The sequence below is a fragment of the Hoeflea sp. AS60 genome (assembly GCF_038900115.1).
GTDB lineage: Bacteria > Pseudomonadota > Alphaproteobacteria > Rhizobiales > Rhizobiaceae > Hoeflea.
The window spans coordinates 1,133,166-1,151,383 of the sequence record NZ_JBBMQP010000001.1 but is presented as its reverse complement, the minus strand read 5'-3'; the positions used below and the strand labels follow the sequence as shown (position 1 = coordinate 1,151,383).

Sequence of the window (18,218 nt, the reverse complement as noted above, 5' to 3'; positions counted from 1 at the left end):
CCCGATGGCTGTGGATTGGGAGGCAATGGAACCCCCGACTCTGCTGTGCGGTTACTCCGCGATATATCGGGAGTTCAACCGGCTTGCAACTCTGACCCCGGGCGTCTGTAGCGGGCCACGGCCACAAGCACGACAAGGAAGATGAGCAGGTGCGAAACAGTGAGCGCACTCGCCTGCAACGCCATCGCTCCCAGCCAATCCAGGTCAAGCAGCCGCGCCGCTGGAAAGGACAGGCACAAGATTGCCAGATGCAACAAAGAGCCAGCGAGTTTCATGCGCATGTAGCCCATGACCAGTATCAACCTATTGGTTATGAGTGACAGGAATTGAACATAATAGAGCGGTGTGAACGCAAGAGCGACCATCCCGGCAGCCCGCCATTGCTCACCGAATACGAAGGCAGCGACTTCAGCGCCTCTTAACCAAAGCGAACCCATCAGCAGAGCCAATAATGGCAGCGTGCCCACCAAAACAGCCCCAATCAGACGGAGCACCCGGTTGTTGTCCACGCCGAGGACGGCGCCAGCATGACGGTGCACCAGCTGTCCCATGGATTGGTTCAAAACGGTCAAAGGGGCTGAACCCAATCGCTGCACAAGTGCCAGAAACCCACCTGCTGCCGGCCCGTATACCAAGGCAAACCCTGGTGCCGGAACCCAGACAAGCGCCACTTCAATGGCCGTGGACGGGGTAACGTGAACCGCATATTGCCGGTTTCGGCTGATGTGAGAGAATAGCGTGGATGGCCCCCTCACAAGCCGCGCAATAACAACGCGAAGCGTGCCACGTTCTGCTGCCAACCAGCCCAGGATGCGTCCGCTAAACTCACCGGCAATCAGGCTTCCCAATCCACCGAATACATATCCAAACACAATGTGGAAGAAGCTGCGCCCAGCCAAGCTGGCAAATGTCGCGCGCGCAGCAACCCCGGTTTGATCGGTTCTGATCGCCCAATTTATCGCGACGATCTGCAGCACTGCTACAAGGCAAACCGGAAAGGCTGCGGCCATTGCCCAGGCCGGCAAGCCAACCTGAGGAAACCAGAGAGCCAGCAAGAATCCGATGGGCGTGGCAAACAACGTTGCAAGCATAGCCAAAGAGACTGCGGTGATGGCAAACTGCATCGAACTTGGCCGGTTTGGAGCACCTAATATTCCGAGCTCAAAGCTCATTGTCGCGAGTATCGACGACATTGCGACGATCGCGCCAAACACACCAAACAACCCAAATTCGGCAGGGGAATATAGCCGCATCAAGAACGGTGACACCGCAAGTGTGATCACATAGCCGGACGCGGACCCAACGCCAAGCTTAAGAAGCCCTGACCTGACGGATTGCTTTTTCCCCACGCTTAATACCGGCCGCCAGAATGCGCTGGATTCCTCATAGACATCTCCTGATAGTCGCATCCGATGCGCGTGATTTTCGATCACCAATATTCAAAGCCTTGGTCTCAACATGATGAGGTTGTCAACGGAACCACATGCGAAATGACCAGTTTCTTATCGGCGGGCTGAATTAGGCCCGCGCCAAGTCAAACAGAGCTCCACCGGCACCGGCATTATCCGTGCTCCACGCCCAACTTGATATGATCGACATATGCCAACGTTTTAGAGAGCCTATCGATCACCAATGACCTGATTACGATCCCAACGTGGGGAGAGCGAAGGGGTAAGCATTGCTGCGAAGACATAAATATATCTAATGTCAAACAAGGTCCCTCCCATCATCGACGCCATCAATAAAGCCAGATACAAGACAATAAACCCAAATTTGGATTTATCCCTTATCGTAGCTTTTAGATAAATAAAACCACTTACGATCAACGTAACAATCATCAGAAAGTATCCAACGAATCCATACATAGAAAGATACTCGAACATGACGTTATGAGGGTAATGATATTCTATAACTCTCGGATTTCCATCCCCATTGTAGAATAATTGTATTTTGTAACCGCCACGACCCACTCCGAAAACAGGGTTTTTGAAAAATAAATCAATCGAATGAGCCCAGAATCTCAGCCTCTCAGTAACATCAAGAACCTTGTATTTTCCGAAAAGTATCAAAACTCTACTTGGGCAATATATGTTTATGGAGACTTCGTCACATTTTTCCTTCGCCAATTGGTAATATTCGAGCGATTCGAGATCCGGATATCTTACTTCTGGGACCTTGATTAACTGGGTGATGTCGAAAGCCGGACCCTTTTCCTTTGCAGCCACAATCACGGCACCTGGCGTAGAAGCGGTCAGGCCTTCAATCGTCGCCCCCTGCTGAAATGCTACCACTCTCGACCTAAGATTTGAATCCGCATTCAAAGCAACCCCAAACAACACACCTGCAAAAAATAGGGCCAGGAACGAAACAACCCTAAAATACCTGCCAATTATAAAATAAAATAGCGCACACAACACTACGACAAATGAAGTTGATATTAGGTTCATCTTCAATGAATTTGAAATGAATTCATACCCAAGAACAGGAAGTGGGAAATAGGCCCAGAAATAGTACTTATCTCGTAAATTCATCGACTTGAAGAAGGCGCACGCCAACGAAACAATCAGAATTCTTGAAGACGTTATATTTGTAAGGATATTTACGCCAGCCCCCATCCGCAGCAACTGGGATACTAATAATATAACAAATCCAACTCCTATGATAATTGATACAAATCTCTCCATTTCATCTTTCGATGAAACATGCAGATAAACCAACATCACAGAAATTATTATAAATAATATTTCAAATATTATATCGTCTGTCGCGTAATCCTGTCGCATTAACCCGGAGATCAATACGTATAGCCACAGAGAGATCAAAAACCCCAAAAAATACTTGAATATGCCAGGGTAGCTTCGCTCAGACGACCTTTCAAGAAAGAAGGAGAGAAATATCGAAGCTGCCAGAAATATGTATTTCAGCTGAATATCGAATTCAAAAGATGGGAGAAAGCGCTGAACACCAGCATTCCCGGAGAATATTGCCAATGCCAAAACCGCGTAGAACGTGATTTTGAGGAGCTCATTTTTCTTCAATTGCATTTCGTCGCCATCATCGAGAATTTGATTCATATCTCCGGACCGTTACGATTAGTCCTGTTGCAAACAGATCGCCAGCACAAAGTCGCACTCTGCACGGTAAACGCGCCCTGATACACAATAGCAATAGATATTCTGGGCGTCATCCGGTGACTCTGTTTTCCAGGTCGTCTCAACAGTCTGGAAACTAGCTTCGCAGAACCACCGGCTGACTGGACCTGACAGAGTTACCAATCAATTGATTACCCAAGATAGAGATTCGTAAACTTGGATTACTTCAGATTGTGTGAATTTGCCGACTCCTAAGCTTTCGGATTCCAACGGGGCCGCTCTATCCGGCATCCGGAACTGGCGATCTGCACTTTGAGCGCGCTCAACTGTGCGAGGCACGCTCTTCGGTCATTGCACTGGCAACGATCCGCCGATCTCCTGCCGCGCATCCAAATTGAGAATGGAGTCTAGCGAATCAGCGAAGAGCCTGGATAATCAGGTCCTGCGTTTCAACATCGAGATATGGGTGCATCGGCAGGCTCAGCACGCGGCTTGCCAGATCCTCGCTCACGGCGAGACCTTCCGGATCCCGCGGGTAGGAGCGGAATGCGGTCTGGGCGTGAAGCGGAATCGGGTAGTACACCACCGTCGGCACACCGGCAGCTTTTGCCTTCTCCTGGATGGTTGCGCGAGCAGCTTCGGATCCGGTCTTCACCGTATACTGCGCCCAAGTACTGACAAGTCCCTCAGGCACATATGGTGTCTCAAACAGGCCGGACAGCGCTTCACTATAGCGCGCGGCTACGACCTGGCGTTTTTCGATTTCTTCCGGGAAGAGCGCCAGTTTTTCGATCAGGATCGCGGCCTGCAAGGTATCCAGGCGGCTGTTCATGCCAATCCGCTCATTATCATACTTGTGCGATCCCTTGCCGTGCACCCGATAGGAATCGATCAGCTTGGCCAGTGCCTCGTCTTCGGTGAAAACCGCGCCGCCATCCCCGTAGCACCCCAGCGGTTTGGCCGGGAAGAAGGAAGTCGTGGTGATGTCAGCAATCGATCCGGTGACGCGGCCGTGATAGCGCGCGCCGAAGCCTTGTGCGGCATCATCGATCACCGACATGCCATTTTCGCGGGCGATTGCGATGATCGGGTCGAAATCGGCAGCAAGCCCGAAAAGATCTACCGCGATGACGCATTTCGGGGTCAGGCCAAGCTTCTTCGCTTCCTGGATGCCGCGCTTGAGGCTTTCGACATCCAAGTTGAACGTGTCGGGCAGAACATCGACAAAAATCGGCGTGGCGCCAATGAACGGAACAACTTCGGCGGTTGCCGCAAATGTGAAAGATGGGACGAAGACTGCGTCGCCGGCTTTCACGTCGAGAGCCATAAGGGCCAGTGACAGGGCATCGGTCCCGTTGGCGCAGGACAGCGCATGCCTCGCCCCGCAGAATTCCGCTAGCCCGGCCTCGAATTGCTTTACCTGAGGACCCATGATGTAGTTGCCCTGGTCGAGGACGTTGGCAATCGCCCTGTCGAGGCGAGTGCGGATGCCAGCCTGCTGGGCAGCAAGGTCAATGAAATTGATAGCCATTGTTGTCGTTCCGGAGTTTTGCAATTCTGCATGAGGCCCAAGACAATGCGGGAGCATCTCCCCGCACAGGCGCAACTAGCACGCCACATCCAGCCAACGCAACACGACATTCCCGTTCATTGCGTGCCTGGTTTTTGGAGTACGCCGGTCCAATTCACACTTACTGTCGATTTTCTGCAGCGACGCCCGATTCTTTTCGGGCGATATGCGCCAGGCAACCCAAGGCCTTGCCGAAAACTGCATCCTGTCCAAAGGTATCGGAAAAGACCGATCCGGCATTGTCCTTTATTTCCCGCACCCGCCCGGGCTGCAAACCGGCGATCGCATCCGCGATCTGTAAAGGATCGGATGGAGCCCAAATACCGCAATCGCGGTTCCCTATCATCTGGCGAACCTCACCCTCGGTGCATGAGAGAACTCCAAGACCTCCAGCGAGATACTCAACGAATTTGTTGGGAAGGGACATGTGAAAATCCGGACGGACATAAGGCAGGACACCTAAATCGGAGCGCGCCATGATATCAGCCAGCTCGGAAGCGGTTATCCAGCCATGAAACTTGACCGAATTCAGGCCTTCAGCCCGCGCAGCCAGCGACGCTTCAGCCTGCCCCGTACCGCAAATGTCAAACGTGGCGTCTACGCCTCGATCTTCGAGCACTTTCATGGCATCGATAACAGTTTCGATGTTACTTCGATGCGACAGTGTTCCTAGAAAAATGAGGCGCACGCCTGAATGCGGCACCGACGTCACGTCTCGTTGGCTCGGATAGCTGAATGGAAACCAGAAGTCGGCTTCGTTCTGAGACCGCCGAGCTTTTGACTGTGCCCAGCGCAGCGCCGAAACCGTCATTCCCGACAGGGCTGTGGCACGCGAAAGTGTCTTGCTGGCGGCACGCTCAATCGGCGAGAATACAAGTGGCGCCAACATTCGCAGTGGTCCGGGGAGCATCTCTGAGAAAATGTCAGGCCAGAAATCACGCGTGTCTATGACCACCGGAACTCCGCGGGGCTCGCAATAATTCAAAATTGCGCGGCAGAGTTCCTCTGTTGGATACGAAGCCAGCACGACATCAGGCGGCTGCATGCCATCCGCCGCCGAGATGAACGATTTAGCCACGTCAGCATGATTTCTGAATCGCGCCAAGGATATCGATCTTTTGTAGAGCCGTCCGGCAAGCGCTACGATGCGATAGTTTGGTGCGACGTCGTAGATCACTGTATCCTCTGATCTGAGACGACGAGCATAATGGTCCATCGTGCCCGTGAAAAACACAACTTCGTGCCCTCTATCAGCCAGCCATTGGGCGAACTGCCCGGTGCGCAACAGCCGCTGCCCCCCAGCATCCACCGGCAAGGGTTCGCCTACAGTGGCAAGCCAAATCCTCACTAAGAATTACCCTCCGTGGTCTTGCCGCAACCGAAAGCCACAGGCAGAACGTCATTGCCAGGCTGTCAGTTCAACAGTCTGTATCCCGAATAAAATCGACATGCGCAGCAGATACGCAATGGAAGCCGAAAGCTCAAGCCGGGCGCTGATGGCTTTACACTCAACGGTATGTCGGATAAAGCACCGGCACTCCTGTCCCAGCACTTTATTGTCAGAGAAAAAGTATGAAAATCGGTATCATCGGACTGGGCTATGTCGGCCTGCCTCTCGCCCTTCATTTTGCCGAATCTGGCACCGAAGTCTACGGCTTCGACATCGACACTTCGAAGGTTGAAGCCATTAACAGTGGCCAGAGCCCAATCCGTTACATCGACAATTCCCGTATCGCAGCCGCGAACGCCAAGCTGACAGCCAGCAGCGATCCGGCGGGGCTGAGCGAAGTTGACGGTATCATCATCTGTGTTCCCACGCCGCTGACACATCAGCGCGAGCCGGACATGAGCTTTATCCTTTCGACGCTTGACCTGATCGGCCCGCATCTGCGCAAAGGTCAGATGATGTCGCTGGAGAGCACGACCTACCCCGGCACCACCGATGAGATCATTTGCGGTTTCGTTCGCAAGCTCGGCTTTGAAGTCGGTAAGGATTTCTACGTGGTCTATTCGCCGGAGCGCGAAGATCCGGGCAACGCCCATTTCAACGCTGCGACGATCCCGAAGGTGATCGGCGGCACTACGCCGGCATGTCTGGAACGCGGCAAGGAAATATATTCGCTGATCGTCGAGCGCCTGGTCGATGTATCCTCCACCCGCGCCGCGGAAATGACCAAGCTTCTGGAAAACATCCACCGTTCGGTCAATATCAGCCTCGTCAACGAGATGAAGATCGTCGCCAACAAGATGGGCGTCGACATTTTCGAAGTCATCGACGCAGCCGCGACCAAACCATTCGGCTTTACCCCCTATTTCCCAGGCCCGGGCCTTGGCGGTCACTGCATTCCGATCGATCCGTTCTACCTCGCCTGGAAAGCCCGGGAGTACGGCCTCAATACCCGGTTTATCGAACTTTCCGGCGAAGTCGACAACGACATCCGCAACTGGGTTCTGGGGCAGATCATGGATGCGCTGAACGCGAAGAAAAAGGCGCTTAACGGTGCTCGCGTTCATTTCCTCGGGATCGCCTACAAGAAGAATATTGACGATGCACGCGAATCGCCGTCGATCTGGCTGATGGAAGCGGTCAAGGCCAAGGGCGGTATGATCTCTTATTCCGATCCCTTCCTGCCGACATTCCCGAAAATGCGCGAGCATCATCTCGATCTCAAGAGCATCGACCTTACCGCCGAGTTTCTCGAGGGAGTGGATTGCGTGGTGGTCGCCACCGACCATGATGCCTTCGACTATGAGATGATCGCCAAGCACGCACCGCTGATCGTCGACACCCGCGGTCGCTACCGCAAGGCTGCTCCGAACATCGTGTCTGCCTGAGGCGTGCGTTGATAATTTTCGTCCGGAAGGCAATTCAATAATGCACCGGCCCCAAGAGCAAGAGCCCCAGCGAGGCAAACTTTAATGCCATCATCGGACTCCACAAACGCCCACTTCGCTGACGTGACCGAACTTGGCGGACAGAAAATTTCGGCCGAGCAGCTGGAACGGACGTGCAATCGCTATTACTGGGCAACCGATTTTGTCAAAGACGGCGACGTTCTCGAAGCCGCTTGCGGTGCTGGCCAGGGCTTGGGCTATCTGGCACAACATGCGCGCTCTGTCACAGGCGGTGACATCTCTGCCGAGGTGATGGGCCGTGCTCAGGCAACCTATGGCGATACCATCGATCTCAAGATCTTCGATGCAACCATGATTCCTTGGCCGGACGGCTCTTTCGACGCCGTGCTTCTGTTTGAAGCGATCTACTATCTTCCAGATGCTGACGCGTTCGTCAGCGAAGCTCGACGGGTACTCAGGCCTGGTGGCCATCTGCTGATCGTCACCGCCAACAAGGACCTTTATGACTTCACGCCATCTCCCTATTCGACACGCTATTTCGGGACCCGAGAGCTTGCCGGGATCTGCGGGAAGCACGGTCTTGAGCCACAGCTCTGGGGGTATCTTGATACAACGAAGGTCTCCCTGCGCCAGCGGATTCTGCGTCCGGTCAAGCTGATCGCCTCACGTCTAAACCTGATCCCCGGCTCGATGGCCGGAAAGGTCTGGCTCAAGAAGCTTTTCTTTGGCTCCATGACGGAAATGCCCGGCTCCATCCTCGATACGCCGCATCCCTACAATCCGCCGGAACCGATATCGACCGAGAACCCAGACCGGCGTCACAAGGTGATCTATTGCGCAGCGCAGCGCAAAGAATAATAGGCTTTTGCCCGATAACCCTGCATGGGCCGACTCCTGCTGTTCATCAGGGCATGCGCGCGGTGCTTGACATCGCAATGCTTTTGCAAGAAATCCTCGGTGCGGCACGATGTGCCGGGCCGTGCCATTTCGGTCAGGGGCTCCGCCACATACCGGCATGATGCCGAAACCATAAATTTGAGGTTCCAAATGTCCTCCCAGTCATCGTCTGCAGTGACCGAACGCAAAGTGCCATTCTTCAACTACCCGGGGCTTTTTGCCGAGCATGAACAAGAGTTCATGGATACGATCCGCGACGTTCTCTCGCGCGGCGCCTACATCATGCAGAAGGATCTCTTCGAGTTTGAAGAGAAACTCGCATCGTTCATCGGCGTCAAGCATGTCTTCGGCGTTGCAGATGGCACCGTTGCCCTGACGCTGGCACTCAAGCTGGCAGGCGTCGAGCCAGGCGACGAAGTCATCCTGCCATCACACACCTTTGTGGCGACAGCTGCAGCAGTCAATCACGTTGGAGCCACCCCGGTCTTGTGTGATTGCGGTCCCGACCACATGATCGACGTTGCCAGCGCCGAGCAACTGGTGACGGCAAAGACCAAGGCCATCATGCCGGTTCAGCTCAACGGCCGGACCTGCGACATGGATGCGGTTACCGCCTTTGCCGACAAGCACGGGCTGAAGATTGTCGAGGACTCATGCCAGGCACTGGGCGCTAGGTTCCGCGGCAAGATGGCCGGAACATTCGGCGTTGCAGGCAGCTTCTCGTTTTACCCCGCCAAGGTTCTTGGCTGCTTCGGTGATGGCGGCGCCATCGTTGTGGACGACGATGAAAAGGCCGAGATCCTGCGCGAGTATCGCGATCATGGCCGCGACCAGACCACCGGCAAGGTGGTTCGCTTCGGCTACAATGCCCGGCTCGACAACGTTCAGGCCGCGATCATGCTGATCAAGCTGCGCACCTATGACCGGGATCTGGAGCGCCGTCGCGCGATCGCGGTGACTTATCAGGAACGGCTCGGCAACGTTGACGCATTGTTGCTGCCGCCGGCTCCTGAGAGCGACAATCTGCGCTATGACATCTTCCAGAATTACGAGATCGAGGCCGAGAAGCGTGACGGCCTGCGCGAACATCTGGCCCAGCGCGGCGTTGGCACGATCATGCAGTGGGGCGGCCACATGATCCATCAGTTCGACAAGCTGGCGCTGAAGGCCAATGCGCCTTATGCGGAAGCGATGTCTTCAAAATACATGATGCTGCCGATGCACCATCTTCTGAGCGACGACGACGTGAACCACGTCTGCGATTCCATTACCGAATTTTACCGGGGACAGGCATGACACAAGAAAAAATCGGAGTGTCGGGCGGTTTCCGCACCGGCGTTGAGCGTGAGGAAGCCTCACTCAATCACAAATGCTTCGACAGCAATCCAACCTCTTGGGAAACCAAGATGGAGAATTTCCCGAAATATGTCCGGCGTCAGAACATGACCCGGTTTCTTGCGTTGTATGAAATCTTCAAGCGCACCATCAACGTCAAGGGTTCGGTCATCGAGTGCGGCGTCAACCATGGTTTTGGGGTAATGACCTGGGCCAAGCTTTCCGCCATTCTGGAACCTGTGAACCTGATGCGTCGCGTCTACGGCTTTGACACATTCGAGGGATTTCCCGGCCTTTCAGAAGCCGACATGTCCGACGCCTCCTCGCATGTAAAGACCGGTGACCTGGCCGCCGATTCCTTCGAGGAACTCAACGAACTTATCTCGGTTTTCGATTCAACCCGCTTCCTGGGACACGTCAACAAGGTCAACCTGATCAAGGGCGACGCGACAAAGACGATGCCGCAGTTCGTCAAGGACAACCCGCATGTTGTCGTGAGCCTGCTGTTTCTTGACTTCGACATCTACGAGCCGACCAAGGTGGCTCTGGAAACCTTCCTGCCGCGCATGCCTGCCGGTGCGATTATTGCCTTCGACGAACTCGACAATCCGCTCTGGCCGGGCGAAACGCTGGCAATGCTTGAAACACATGCCAAGAGGCGCCTGCGGATCGAACGGCTTGATTTCGACCCTTATATCGGCTTCGCGGTGCTCGACTGATGACTTTGCGGAACGATCCGGTCGCTGATCCGGCCATCATGGCGCACCGGATCCGGAAACACGCGCTGGAGATGACCAGCCGCGGCAAATCGAGCCATATAGGTTCGGTCATGTCCATGGCCGACATCCTGGCTGTTCTGTATGCGCGCGTCCTCAACGTCGATCCATCCCGGCCAGAAGATCCACTCCGTGATCGCGTGATCCTGTCCAAGGGCCACGGCGGAGCCGGTATCTACGCTGCGCTTGCAGAACGTGGTTTTTTTGACCCTGAACTGCTCAAGGGTCACTACCAGAACGGCTCGATCTTTTCGGGTCATGTCAGCCACAAAGGCGTCCCCGGCGTTGATTTGTCGACAGGCTCGCTTGGCCATGGCCTCGGGGTCGGCACCGGCATGGCGCTCGCCGCAAAGCGTATGAACGAGACCTGGCGCGCCTTCGTGGTCATGTCGGATGGCGAGTGTGATGAGGGCTCTGTTTGGGAAGCCGCCATGTTTGCTGGCCACCACAAATTGTCCAACCTGATCGCAATCATCGACTACAACAAGATACAGAGCCTGGCGCCGGTTGCCGAAACCCTGGCGCTGGAACCATTCGCGGACAAATGGCGTGCGTTTGGCTGGGCGGTTCAAGAATCCGACGGCCATGATGTGGCGGCGCTGGAAGCGGCCCTTCGCACCGCGCCCGACAGCAATGGCAAGCCTACCGTGGTCATCGCACACACCACCAAGGGCAAAGGCGTCTCCTTCATGGAAGATGCGGTCCTGTGGCACTACCGCACTGCCCAGGGCGACGAATTGGAAGCTGCCCGCGCCGAACTGGCGGCCATTGATCCGGAGATCGACCATGCGTGATGCCTTTATTGCCACGCTGACCGAGCACGCCCGCAAGAATCCCCGCATTGCATTGATCACCGGTGACCTTGGTTTCGGCGTTCTGACAAAATACGCCGAGGAACTGCCCGGCCAATACGTCAACGCCGGGGTCGCCGAGCAGAACATGACGGCCATTGCGGCCGGAATGGCGCTGAGCGGATGGCAGACCTACACTTACTCGATTGCGAACTTCACCACGCTGCGCTGCCTCGAACAGATCCGCAATGACGTTTGCTATCATGATGCGGACGTGACGGTTGTGTCCGTTGGCGGCGGCTTCTCCTACGGCCAACTCGGCATGTCGCATTTTGCAACGGAGGATCTGGCGATCCTGCGTGCAATCCCGAACATTCGGGTCGTGGCGCCTTCCGAGGAATGGGAAACGCAGGATCTGGCGGCCGAACTGGCGGCCACCCCAGGCCCGGCCTATCTGCGCCTCGACAAGGGGCGCGGCGGGATCGCGCGTCGTGAGGGTGAAGTGGCGCGGCTCGGCAAGGCACGGCTGGTGCGGGAGGGGAGCGATGTAACCTTGGTCTCCATCGGCGCGATCCTGAAGGAATGCATCGGGGCTGCGGCGGAACTGGAAAAATCCGGCATTTCGACGCGCATCCTGTCGATTTCCAGCCTCAAGCCCTTCGATGAACAGTCTGTCCTGGACGCTGCGCGGGAGACTGGCGGCATCATTACCGTTGAAGAGCATTCGGTCATTGGCGGACTGGGCGGCACGGTTGCAGAAACATTGCTCGAAAACGGAGCGCAGCCTGGATTTTTCCGCCGGGTTGGATTGAAAGACCAGTATCCGACGGTGGTCGGCGACCAGGACTACCTGCGCAAGGCCTATGGCATGGATGCAGCTTCGATCGCGGCTATTGCCCGCGCTGCCCTCTGACGGAGTTACATGCGATGAAGCGCCTCTTCGATATCCTGGCCTCCGCACTGGGACTGATCGTTCTGAGCCCTGTTCTGGCTGTCATTCTCTTCCTGGTCTGGCGGCAGGACGGAAAATCGCCGCTGTACAAGGGTGTTCGGGCGGCCAAGGGCGGTGGAAGCTTCGAGATGATCAAGATCCGCTCGATGGTAGCAGGCGCGGACAAGACGGGGGTCGAATCGACCGGCGCCAATGACATGCGGATTACCCCGCTGGGGCATTTTATCCGACGCTGGAAGATCGACGAACTGAGCCAGCTCTGGAATGTGCTGATGGGTGATATGAGCCTGGTTGGTCCGCGGCCCAACACCGTCAAGGCAGTCGCCGGCTATACGCAAAACGAACGCAAACTGCTTTCCGTGCGCCCAGGCATAACCGACATGGCTTCAATCGTCTTTTCCGACGAGGGCGACATCATCAAGGACGCCGAGGATCCAGACGACGCCTATGACAAGCTGATCCGTCCATGGAAAAGCCGCCTTGGCATAATCTATGCAGAAAACAACAACGTGCTCCTCGACATCCGGCTCATCTGGCTGACCGTTCTGGCCATCCTGGACAAGCCAAAAGCGCTATCCGGTGTGCAAAAGGTTCTCAACCGGCTGGGCGCCGACCCGGCCCTAATCTCTGTCGCCCGCCGAGACCGCCCGCTACAACCGGCAAGCGCGCCGTAATCTCCCAGGCCGCTCGCCAAGCTGTACGCACGTTCCAAAACACAATTGCACGAACCATTTGGGGGCTTCCTCAAAAGCTCGCCGCGGATCTATCCCATCTCACAACCACATTGATAAAAAGCGCGCTCAGTTAAAGCTTGATGACACTATAAAGAGCCGTCGACAGGCCCAATTGTGACGAGCCGGAGTTGTGACGCATGCGTACAGAAATCGTTTCTCCGGCGGCGAGGGTCAAGACGGCCCGCGATGCAATAGTGTTCTGCCCGGAAACGCCGGAGATCTCACTGAACCCAACTTGAGATGCCCCGTTCTTGAAAAAGTAGAGAGATGTCGCGCTGGGCGCGCCATTCACTGCCAAGGATGCACCAAAATCATAGGTGCCATCCTCAGGCACGGTAAACATGCTGCCATTCCAGGCTGATGCGCCAAAATCATTGCGCGAGGTCACCACAAAAACCTGGTCGACATAGGTCACGTCAGGCATGGAGGTTCCTGACGTATCCTCGGCCGTCAGCACCTTAATCAGGGATGGCGTCGCTGGCAGGGATACAGTGCCGGTCGCCGGATCAATCACTAATGCTTCGGTCCAGACTGATCCATCGGCACTGACCTTAATCGAGAAACCATCACTGCCGGCAAGACCAAGTTCTGCGCGTCCAGACCAGTTGGTCTTGAATATCATACTGGCGGTTTGCTCTGGCGCCGACTTGTTTGCCGCAAGACGCAAACTGCCGCTTCCCGGTGTAACGTCGTCGTGTGACAGCAGAATATTGTCGGATTTGACGGCCAGTCGGTTTTCAGAATCAGCAACCGCATTCACGCCCAAAACCAAAGGCGATCCAATCGCGGCCTGGGATTGCCAAGTGGCCCCATCCCAGACGACAATAACCCCCTCGTTTTCAATCCAGGCAATCCAGCCCGAGCTCGGAGGCATACGAAACCACGCACCCGCAGCAAACACGGCGATCGAATTGTCCCATCCTGTCCACTCCTCGGAGGCCGAAACACCAACTATATACCGGTCTCCCTCGTTGGGACTCGCCGGCGCTGTCGTGAGGGTCCGGTTCGCGACGGAAAGTTGGACCAGCGCATCAAGCGCCGACAAAGCCTCATTGTGGGTCACGTGCTTTTGCGCCTGCGCAGGTGCTATGAGTGGAAGGGAGAGATTTGGGGTGATATCCATGACAGCCTCACGATTGAGGTATCAAGAGTAGCTACCCTGGGTGGCCTGTGCACAATTCCCTGAGCATTTTTCGTGCGCCGCAAGTTAGAGCAGATCAATCTCACGGCGCTTTGCAGAAGCTACAACTTCTGCATTAATTCCTTGAAAAACAAGACTGAACTCGCGGGCAAAAGCAAGATTGACCCTAATTTGCAAAGCTCTATCGCCAGCGCCTGGGTTGGTGATCAAATGGCTGGGACTCGTTTTTTTGTCCACGTCTGGATACTGCCTGTAGACAAACTGCCATTGTGAACGCTCAAGACGCTCTCTCAGGACAAAAGCCCCAACAGGGATTCAAATCCCGCGTCCCAACCATATACCTCTGTGATTGTATGGGTGTGCCAGTTGACAGTCGCGTCGCCGCCAACGGCGCGAACCTCGTCGATCCATGGCTTCATCGCCGCCTCTGGATCGTTCCCCCCGTCATCGGAATAGTCATAAAAATGAGAATCCATGAAAACCATCGGGACCGCGTCAATCGGAAGCGGACGTCCATTTGCACCATCCCAGGGTCTTACCGTCAGCGCATGCCCTGCGCGGAAGCCAGGCCTATCATTAAAGCCGAGGGTTGCATCACGACGTAGGCCTGCGGCGGCCTGGGCGGCCCAGGTCTTGTTCCAGGAGAAGTGGAGCCAATGTTGCCTGCAATGGCTCACCGGGGAGCCCAATGCCGTTTCAACACGGGCTTTCTCCCGAGCCATCTTTCCTGCCTCGTCCCAAGCATCAAAAGACTGATGCAATCCTACGGTCCAGCCGCCTTCGGCGAAGGCCCGCAATTCGGCGCGCATGGCATCTGATGTGATTTCATAGGCGGGATCGATGAGAATGCGCCTTGGGGTGGCGCGGCTCAGGCCGGACGGTCCACCATAAAAATGAAGAGTGCTCCTGAGACCTCCCGAACGTTCCATGTCTCGCACACGAGCGAAGGTCCGGAAGTTTCCTGCTGAGAGCACATAGCGCCCTGCATCGCGCAGCCTTGCTCCGGATCCAGAGAAATTTCCCCTCGCAAAAGATCGCGCCGCGTTTGCAATTTGAAAGGCCGCTTGCTTCAACCGGATTTCCGGTGTCAGGCGAATGGCATCGACATCATGGGTGAGCTCAATCCGTGCAACTGGCAATGGCCCAAAAAGCCCCACCTCAGGCTGGTTCGCGACATGAGCTGCCCAGCGCCTAAGAAACAGGAAGATACGATTTACCCAAGCGTGTCCGTAGAGTGGAGCGAGTGCCCGCGGCACCCGGAAAGAATAGGACAACGCCGGGCCGTGGAGTTGCTCATGCGCCCGTTCTACCGAACCCGCCAACATGTGAAAGGCAGTGGCTAACCAGTCGCACCGTTGCCACTCGGGCCTATCCTCACCGGGCGCAATGGCGCTGGCGAATGCAAGAAGCCGGCCCTCAATTCCCAGATCTGCCGCCCATGCCGGCAATACGACATGGCACAGATCCGGATCGGCGCCGGGCTCGCTGTTGTCAATGACCGGAAACGTCAAGGAAGCGATCGCTTGGTAGCCGGTGGGCCAATAGCGCCCGCCGCAGTTAAGCGTCCACTCTCGGCGCAAGTCCGTGTCAGGCGCTGCGCTCATCTGTACCCCTCCAGTTGCGCAACCGCCCGAGAACATGTGAAAGGCTTAAATCGCCTGATACAAGAAACCAACTCGCCGCGGCCACAACCGGAATAACGAGGCAGAGTCTCAGAAGCAGCGCCATCGCTACAGCTGTACCCACTGGAACATCGAATGCTGTGAGCGACAGGGCAATGGCGCCTTCAAATGTGCCCAATCCCCCAGGTGCCACTGAAACGATCAGCCCAAGCGTGCTGGCAACGAATACAACCAGCACCTCGCCTTGACTTAGAGCGCCGATCCCGAGGACAAGAAAAAACACTGCAAAAATCAAATACGCTGCCAGCCATGAGATCGCCGAAAGTCCGAACACAAGAAGGGCAGTGCGCGGATCAGCCAGACGTGAAATAGCCTCGGCGACGTGCTCGATTTGGTTCCGCAGCCATTGCGTAGGTAACCAGTTCGCCAAAGCGTCGAGAAGTCGGGGGCGCATAAGGATTGTGCCAATGATAAAAAGTCCTGCTACAGCTAAGGCAGCCAGAATTAACCCGCTTGTTTGTATTGACTGGCGATAAGCGCCAGATAGCACTGCAACCGCTGCAAGAGCTAATCCGGCCAGAAAAATGGCATCGAAAATTCGCTCTATTGCTAGGATGGTAACGCCACGGCTAAGCGGAACATTGCGGATCAGGTTCAAACCGACAGGTTTTGCGATTTCAGAAAGCCGGCTCGGTACTATCAAAGCTGTAAGCTGGGCAACCGCATTGACTGCCATACCGTCCCGCAGACTAACCTCTCTTCCAGAAAGGATTGCCAAACGCCAGCCAATCAACAGGATAGCAAGAAGCATTAACGGGAAGGTGGCAAGTATCACACTCAGAGCGTCTTTGAAAACCGACCCATCAAGGCCTTCCGGCCAGAAGGCAAAAACCGCACTGCCTGCAATGACGATAAAAAAAGTTATCCGGGAAATCAAAGAACCCAAAGCTTTCCGATCAGAATTCTCGAGCTTTTTAGACATAATCTAGAACACCATTCAGGCTAGACGCCGCCGCCCAGTGTGCGGACAAGAAGTCTAATTCCGGCTTCGTATGCCCGATTTTCATTCGCCGCATAACCGACCTTCGGATCAAGCTCAAAAGGTTCAACATCCAGAACCTCGCCCTCGTCTATTCGATTGGTGACTGTGTGCAAGGTTGCTGTCTGATGGAATGCGCCTGCTCTAATGGCCCGGAAAATAGACGCAAGTCCCCCAAACCCATCAATGTCTGCACAATGGATGTTCCTGACATGACAATTTTCCAGTGTCTTGCCCGAAATGATAAGCCCGGCACGAAAAAGAACGATGTCAGTCACTTGTTCACGTTCCGCTAGTGACCGCAATTCGGCGTTGTCGGAAAAAGCCAGTCTAGCATTCGGCTTCTCCTGAGGCAGGCTGCGTTGCGCCAGCCACATATATATTGCTGCGCGCAGCGGCACAGACCTTCTTAACACCAGCTTCAAAGCCCGTATCAGACCGCCTGATCGATCCACGGCGATAAGGACATCGTCACGTTCCTGAACGCTAGCCTCGGCGCGCGCCCCCCAATAGTCGTCGCTGACGACAAGAAGCTCTCTCATGAACCGCGCTTCCGGAAAATAAAGCTGGAAACAAGGTTCGCATCTATCAATGGCAAGACGAGAGGCCAGAAGCGCACAGTTTCACGATCAAACTTCGCGTCGAGCCTATCGAGAATGTAATCAGCGAAGTTCGGATGCTCCCAACAAATCAGCCTATCTGGATCGATGGTTGTGTGTTTTCGCAGCCAGCGTCTCGATGTCAGCATGCGTCCAGCACCCCATGCAAGTCCACCCTCGCAGGGAATACTTCCAACCAGTTGACCTCCTGGCCTTAAGATACGCTCGATCTCACAAAGATGGTCATCAAGCGGGTAAATGTGCTCGAGAGCGTAAAACGTAAATACTGCATCGAAACTGGCATCGGCAAACGGGAGTTTATTTGATCCAGGCTCGGCCAGAACCTCCGCATGAGGTACGCCGGTTGGAGCTATTCGCTTACCCGCCACTTCAAGAAGATCTGCCCGAATGTCGTAGTTCGTCCAGTGATTCGGTTTCCCGGGCCAATGCTCAATATGTTCGATTGCGCCCGGTCCTATTTCGAGTACCTCTTTGTTCGCAATATTGCTGGATGCAACAATCCTGTAGCCTGCGCGGTTGACGGTCATCCCGACCGACGTGCGCTGGTTGGCGATGTAAAAATCGTAATCTCGCTTCAACCACTCCTGCCAGCTTGGATCATTGACGTCCGGCACTTTTCCGAAGCGTTCTCGATCACCGAACAATATCTTGCTTATTGGAGCCGGGAGACGATGCGCGTAAGCGTGATAGGTCATTACGATTCCCAATTCTCAGTGAGCATAATCATTTTGAATCTGCTGACATTTTTCTGCCTCGACTGTCGAATTGAATGCAGCCAAGTTTGCATCGTTCA

Annotated in this window: 16 protein-coding genes; 7 read left to right on the top strand and 9 right to left on the bottom strand. The window is 55.1% G+C overall.

Features of this window, described 5'->3' with window-relative positions; translation table 11 throughout:
• Window positions 1-74 precede the first annotated feature (74 nt).
• The 4 genes from WNZ14_RS05315 to WNZ14_RS05300 all read right to left on the bottom strand — a co-directional run bounded on the left by WNZ14_RS05315 (window position 75) and on the right by WNZ14_RS05300 (window position 5,947).
• Window positions 75-1,436 (bottom strand): hypothetical protein, encoded by a 1,362-nt coding sequence (locus tag WNZ14_RS05315; RefSeq protein ID WP_342867550.1) that lies wholly within the window; start codon window positions 1,434-1,436, stop codon window positions 75-77.
• Window positions 1,437-1,619: 183 nt separating this feature from the next.
• Window positions 1,620-3,074: an O-antigen ligase family protein gene (locus WNZ14_RS05310; RefSeq protein ID WP_342867549.1), complete on the bottom strand. Its 1,455-nt coding sequence runs from the start codon at window positions 3,072-3,074 to the stop codon at window positions 1,620-1,622.
• 433 nt (window positions 3,075-3,507) lie between these two features.
• Window positions 3,508-4,623, bottom strand: coding sequence for a DegT/DnrJ/EryC1/StrS family aminotransferase (locus WNZ14_RS05305; RefSeq protein ID WP_342867548.1), 1,116 nt, complete (start codon window positions 4,621-4,623; stop codon window positions 3,508-3,510).
• A 160-nt stretch (window positions 4,624-4,783) separates the two neighbouring features.
• Complete coding sequence (locus WNZ14_RS05300; protein WP_342867547.1) at window positions 4,784-5,947, bottom strand: glycosyltransferase; 1,164 nt, start codon at window positions 5,945-5,947, stop codon at window positions 4,784-4,786.
• A gap of 287 nt (window positions 5,948-6,234) precedes the next feature.
• Here WNZ14_RS05300 and WNZ14_RS05295 point away from each other — a divergent pair, with 287 nt between their 5' ends.
• From WNZ14_RS05295 to WNZ14_RS05265, 7 genes are all read left to right on the top strand, one after another.
• Complete coding sequence (locus tag WNZ14_RS05295; protein ID WP_342867546.1) at window positions 6,235-7,497, top strand: nucleotide sugar dehydrogenase; 1,263 nt, start codon at window positions 6,235-6,237, stop codon at window positions 7,495-7,497.
• A gap of 84 nt (window positions 7,498-7,581) precedes the next feature.
• Complete coding sequence (locus WNZ14_RS05290; RefSeq protein WP_342867545.1) at window positions 7,582-8,376, top strand: class I SAM-dependent methyltransferase; 795 nt, start codon at window positions 7,582-7,584, stop codon at window positions 8,374-8,376.
• A 189-nt stretch (window positions 8,377-8,565) separates the two neighbouring features.
• Entirely contained in the window at window positions 8,566-9,711 is a 1,146-nt protein-coding gene (locus tag WNZ14_RS05285; protein WP_342867544.1) for a DegT/DnrJ/EryC1/StrS family aminotransferase, read from the top strand.
• Window positions 9,708-10,469, top strand: a complete 762-nt coding sequence (locus WNZ14_RS05280; protein ID WP_342867543.1) for a class I SAM-dependent methyltransferase — start codon at window positions 9,708-9,710, stop codon at window positions 10,467-10,469. The genes WNZ14_RS05285 and WNZ14_RS05280 overlap by 4 nt, the downstream gene beginning before the upstream one ends.
• Window positions 10,469-11,320: a transketolase gene (locus tag WNZ14_RS05275; RefSeq protein WP_342867542.1), complete on the top strand. Its 852-nt coding sequence runs from the start codon at window positions 10,469-10,471 to the stop codon at window positions 11,318-11,320. The genes WNZ14_RS05280 and WNZ14_RS05275 overlap by 1 nt, the downstream gene beginning before the upstream one ends.
• Complete coding sequence (locus WNZ14_RS05270; protein WP_342867541.1) at window positions 11,313-12,230, top strand: transketolase C-terminal domain-containing protein; 918 nt, start codon at window positions 11,313-11,315, stop codon at window positions 12,228-12,230. The genes WNZ14_RS05275 and WNZ14_RS05270 overlap by 8 nt, the downstream gene beginning before the upstream one ends.
• A gap of 14 nt (window positions 12,231-12,244) precedes the next feature.
• A complete protein-coding gene (locus WNZ14_RS05265) occupies window positions 12,245-12,943 on the top strand; it encodes a sugar transferase (RefSeq protein WP_342867540.1) in 699 nt (232 codons plus the stop codon).
• Window positions 12,944-13,073: 130 nt separating this feature from the next.
• Here WNZ14_RS05265 and WNZ14_RS05260 read toward each other — a convergent pair whose 3' ends face one another.
• The 5 genes from WNZ14_RS05260 to WNZ14_RS05240 form a co-directional block, all read right to left on the bottom strand.
• Window positions 13,074-14,126 (bottom strand): DUF2793 domain-containing protein, encoded by a 1,053-nt coding sequence (locus tag WNZ14_RS05260; protein ID WP_342867539.1) that lies wholly within the window; start codon window positions 14,124-14,126, stop codon window positions 13,074-13,076.
• Between the two features lie 308 nt (window positions 14,127-14,434).
• On the bottom strand, window positions 14,435-15,748 hold the full coding sequence (locus WNZ14_RS05255; RefSeq protein ID WP_342867538.1) for a hypothetical protein: 1,314 nt from the start codon (window positions 15,746-15,748) through the stop codon (window positions 14,435-14,437).
• Window positions 15,732-16,748 carry a lysylphosphatidylglycerol synthase transmembrane domain-containing protein gene (locus WNZ14_RS05250; protein WP_342867537.1) on the bottom strand — a complete coding sequence of 339 codons (1,017 nt, stop codon included), beginning with the start codon at window positions 16,746-16,748 and terminating at the stop codon, window positions 15,732-15,734. The genes WNZ14_RS05255 and WNZ14_RS05250 overlap by 17 nt, the downstream gene beginning before the upstream one ends.
• A gap of 20 nt (window positions 16,749-16,768) precedes the next feature.
• The gene (locus WNZ14_RS05245) at window positions 16,769-17,347 is read right to left on the bottom strand and encodes a formyltransferase family protein (RefSeq protein WP_342867536.1); all 579 of its coding nucleotides are present in this window, start codon (window positions 17,345-17,347) and stop codon (window positions 16,769-16,771) included.
• Window positions 17,344-18,120, bottom strand: a complete 777-nt coding sequence (locus WNZ14_RS05240) for a class I SAM-dependent methyltransferase (RefSeq protein ID WP_342867535.1) — start codon at window positions 18,118-18,120, stop codon at window positions 17,344-17,346. Before WNZ14_RS05240 ends, WNZ14_RS05245 begins: the two co-directional genes overlap by 4 nt.
• Between the last annotated feature and the right edge of the window lie 98 nt (window positions 18,121-18,218).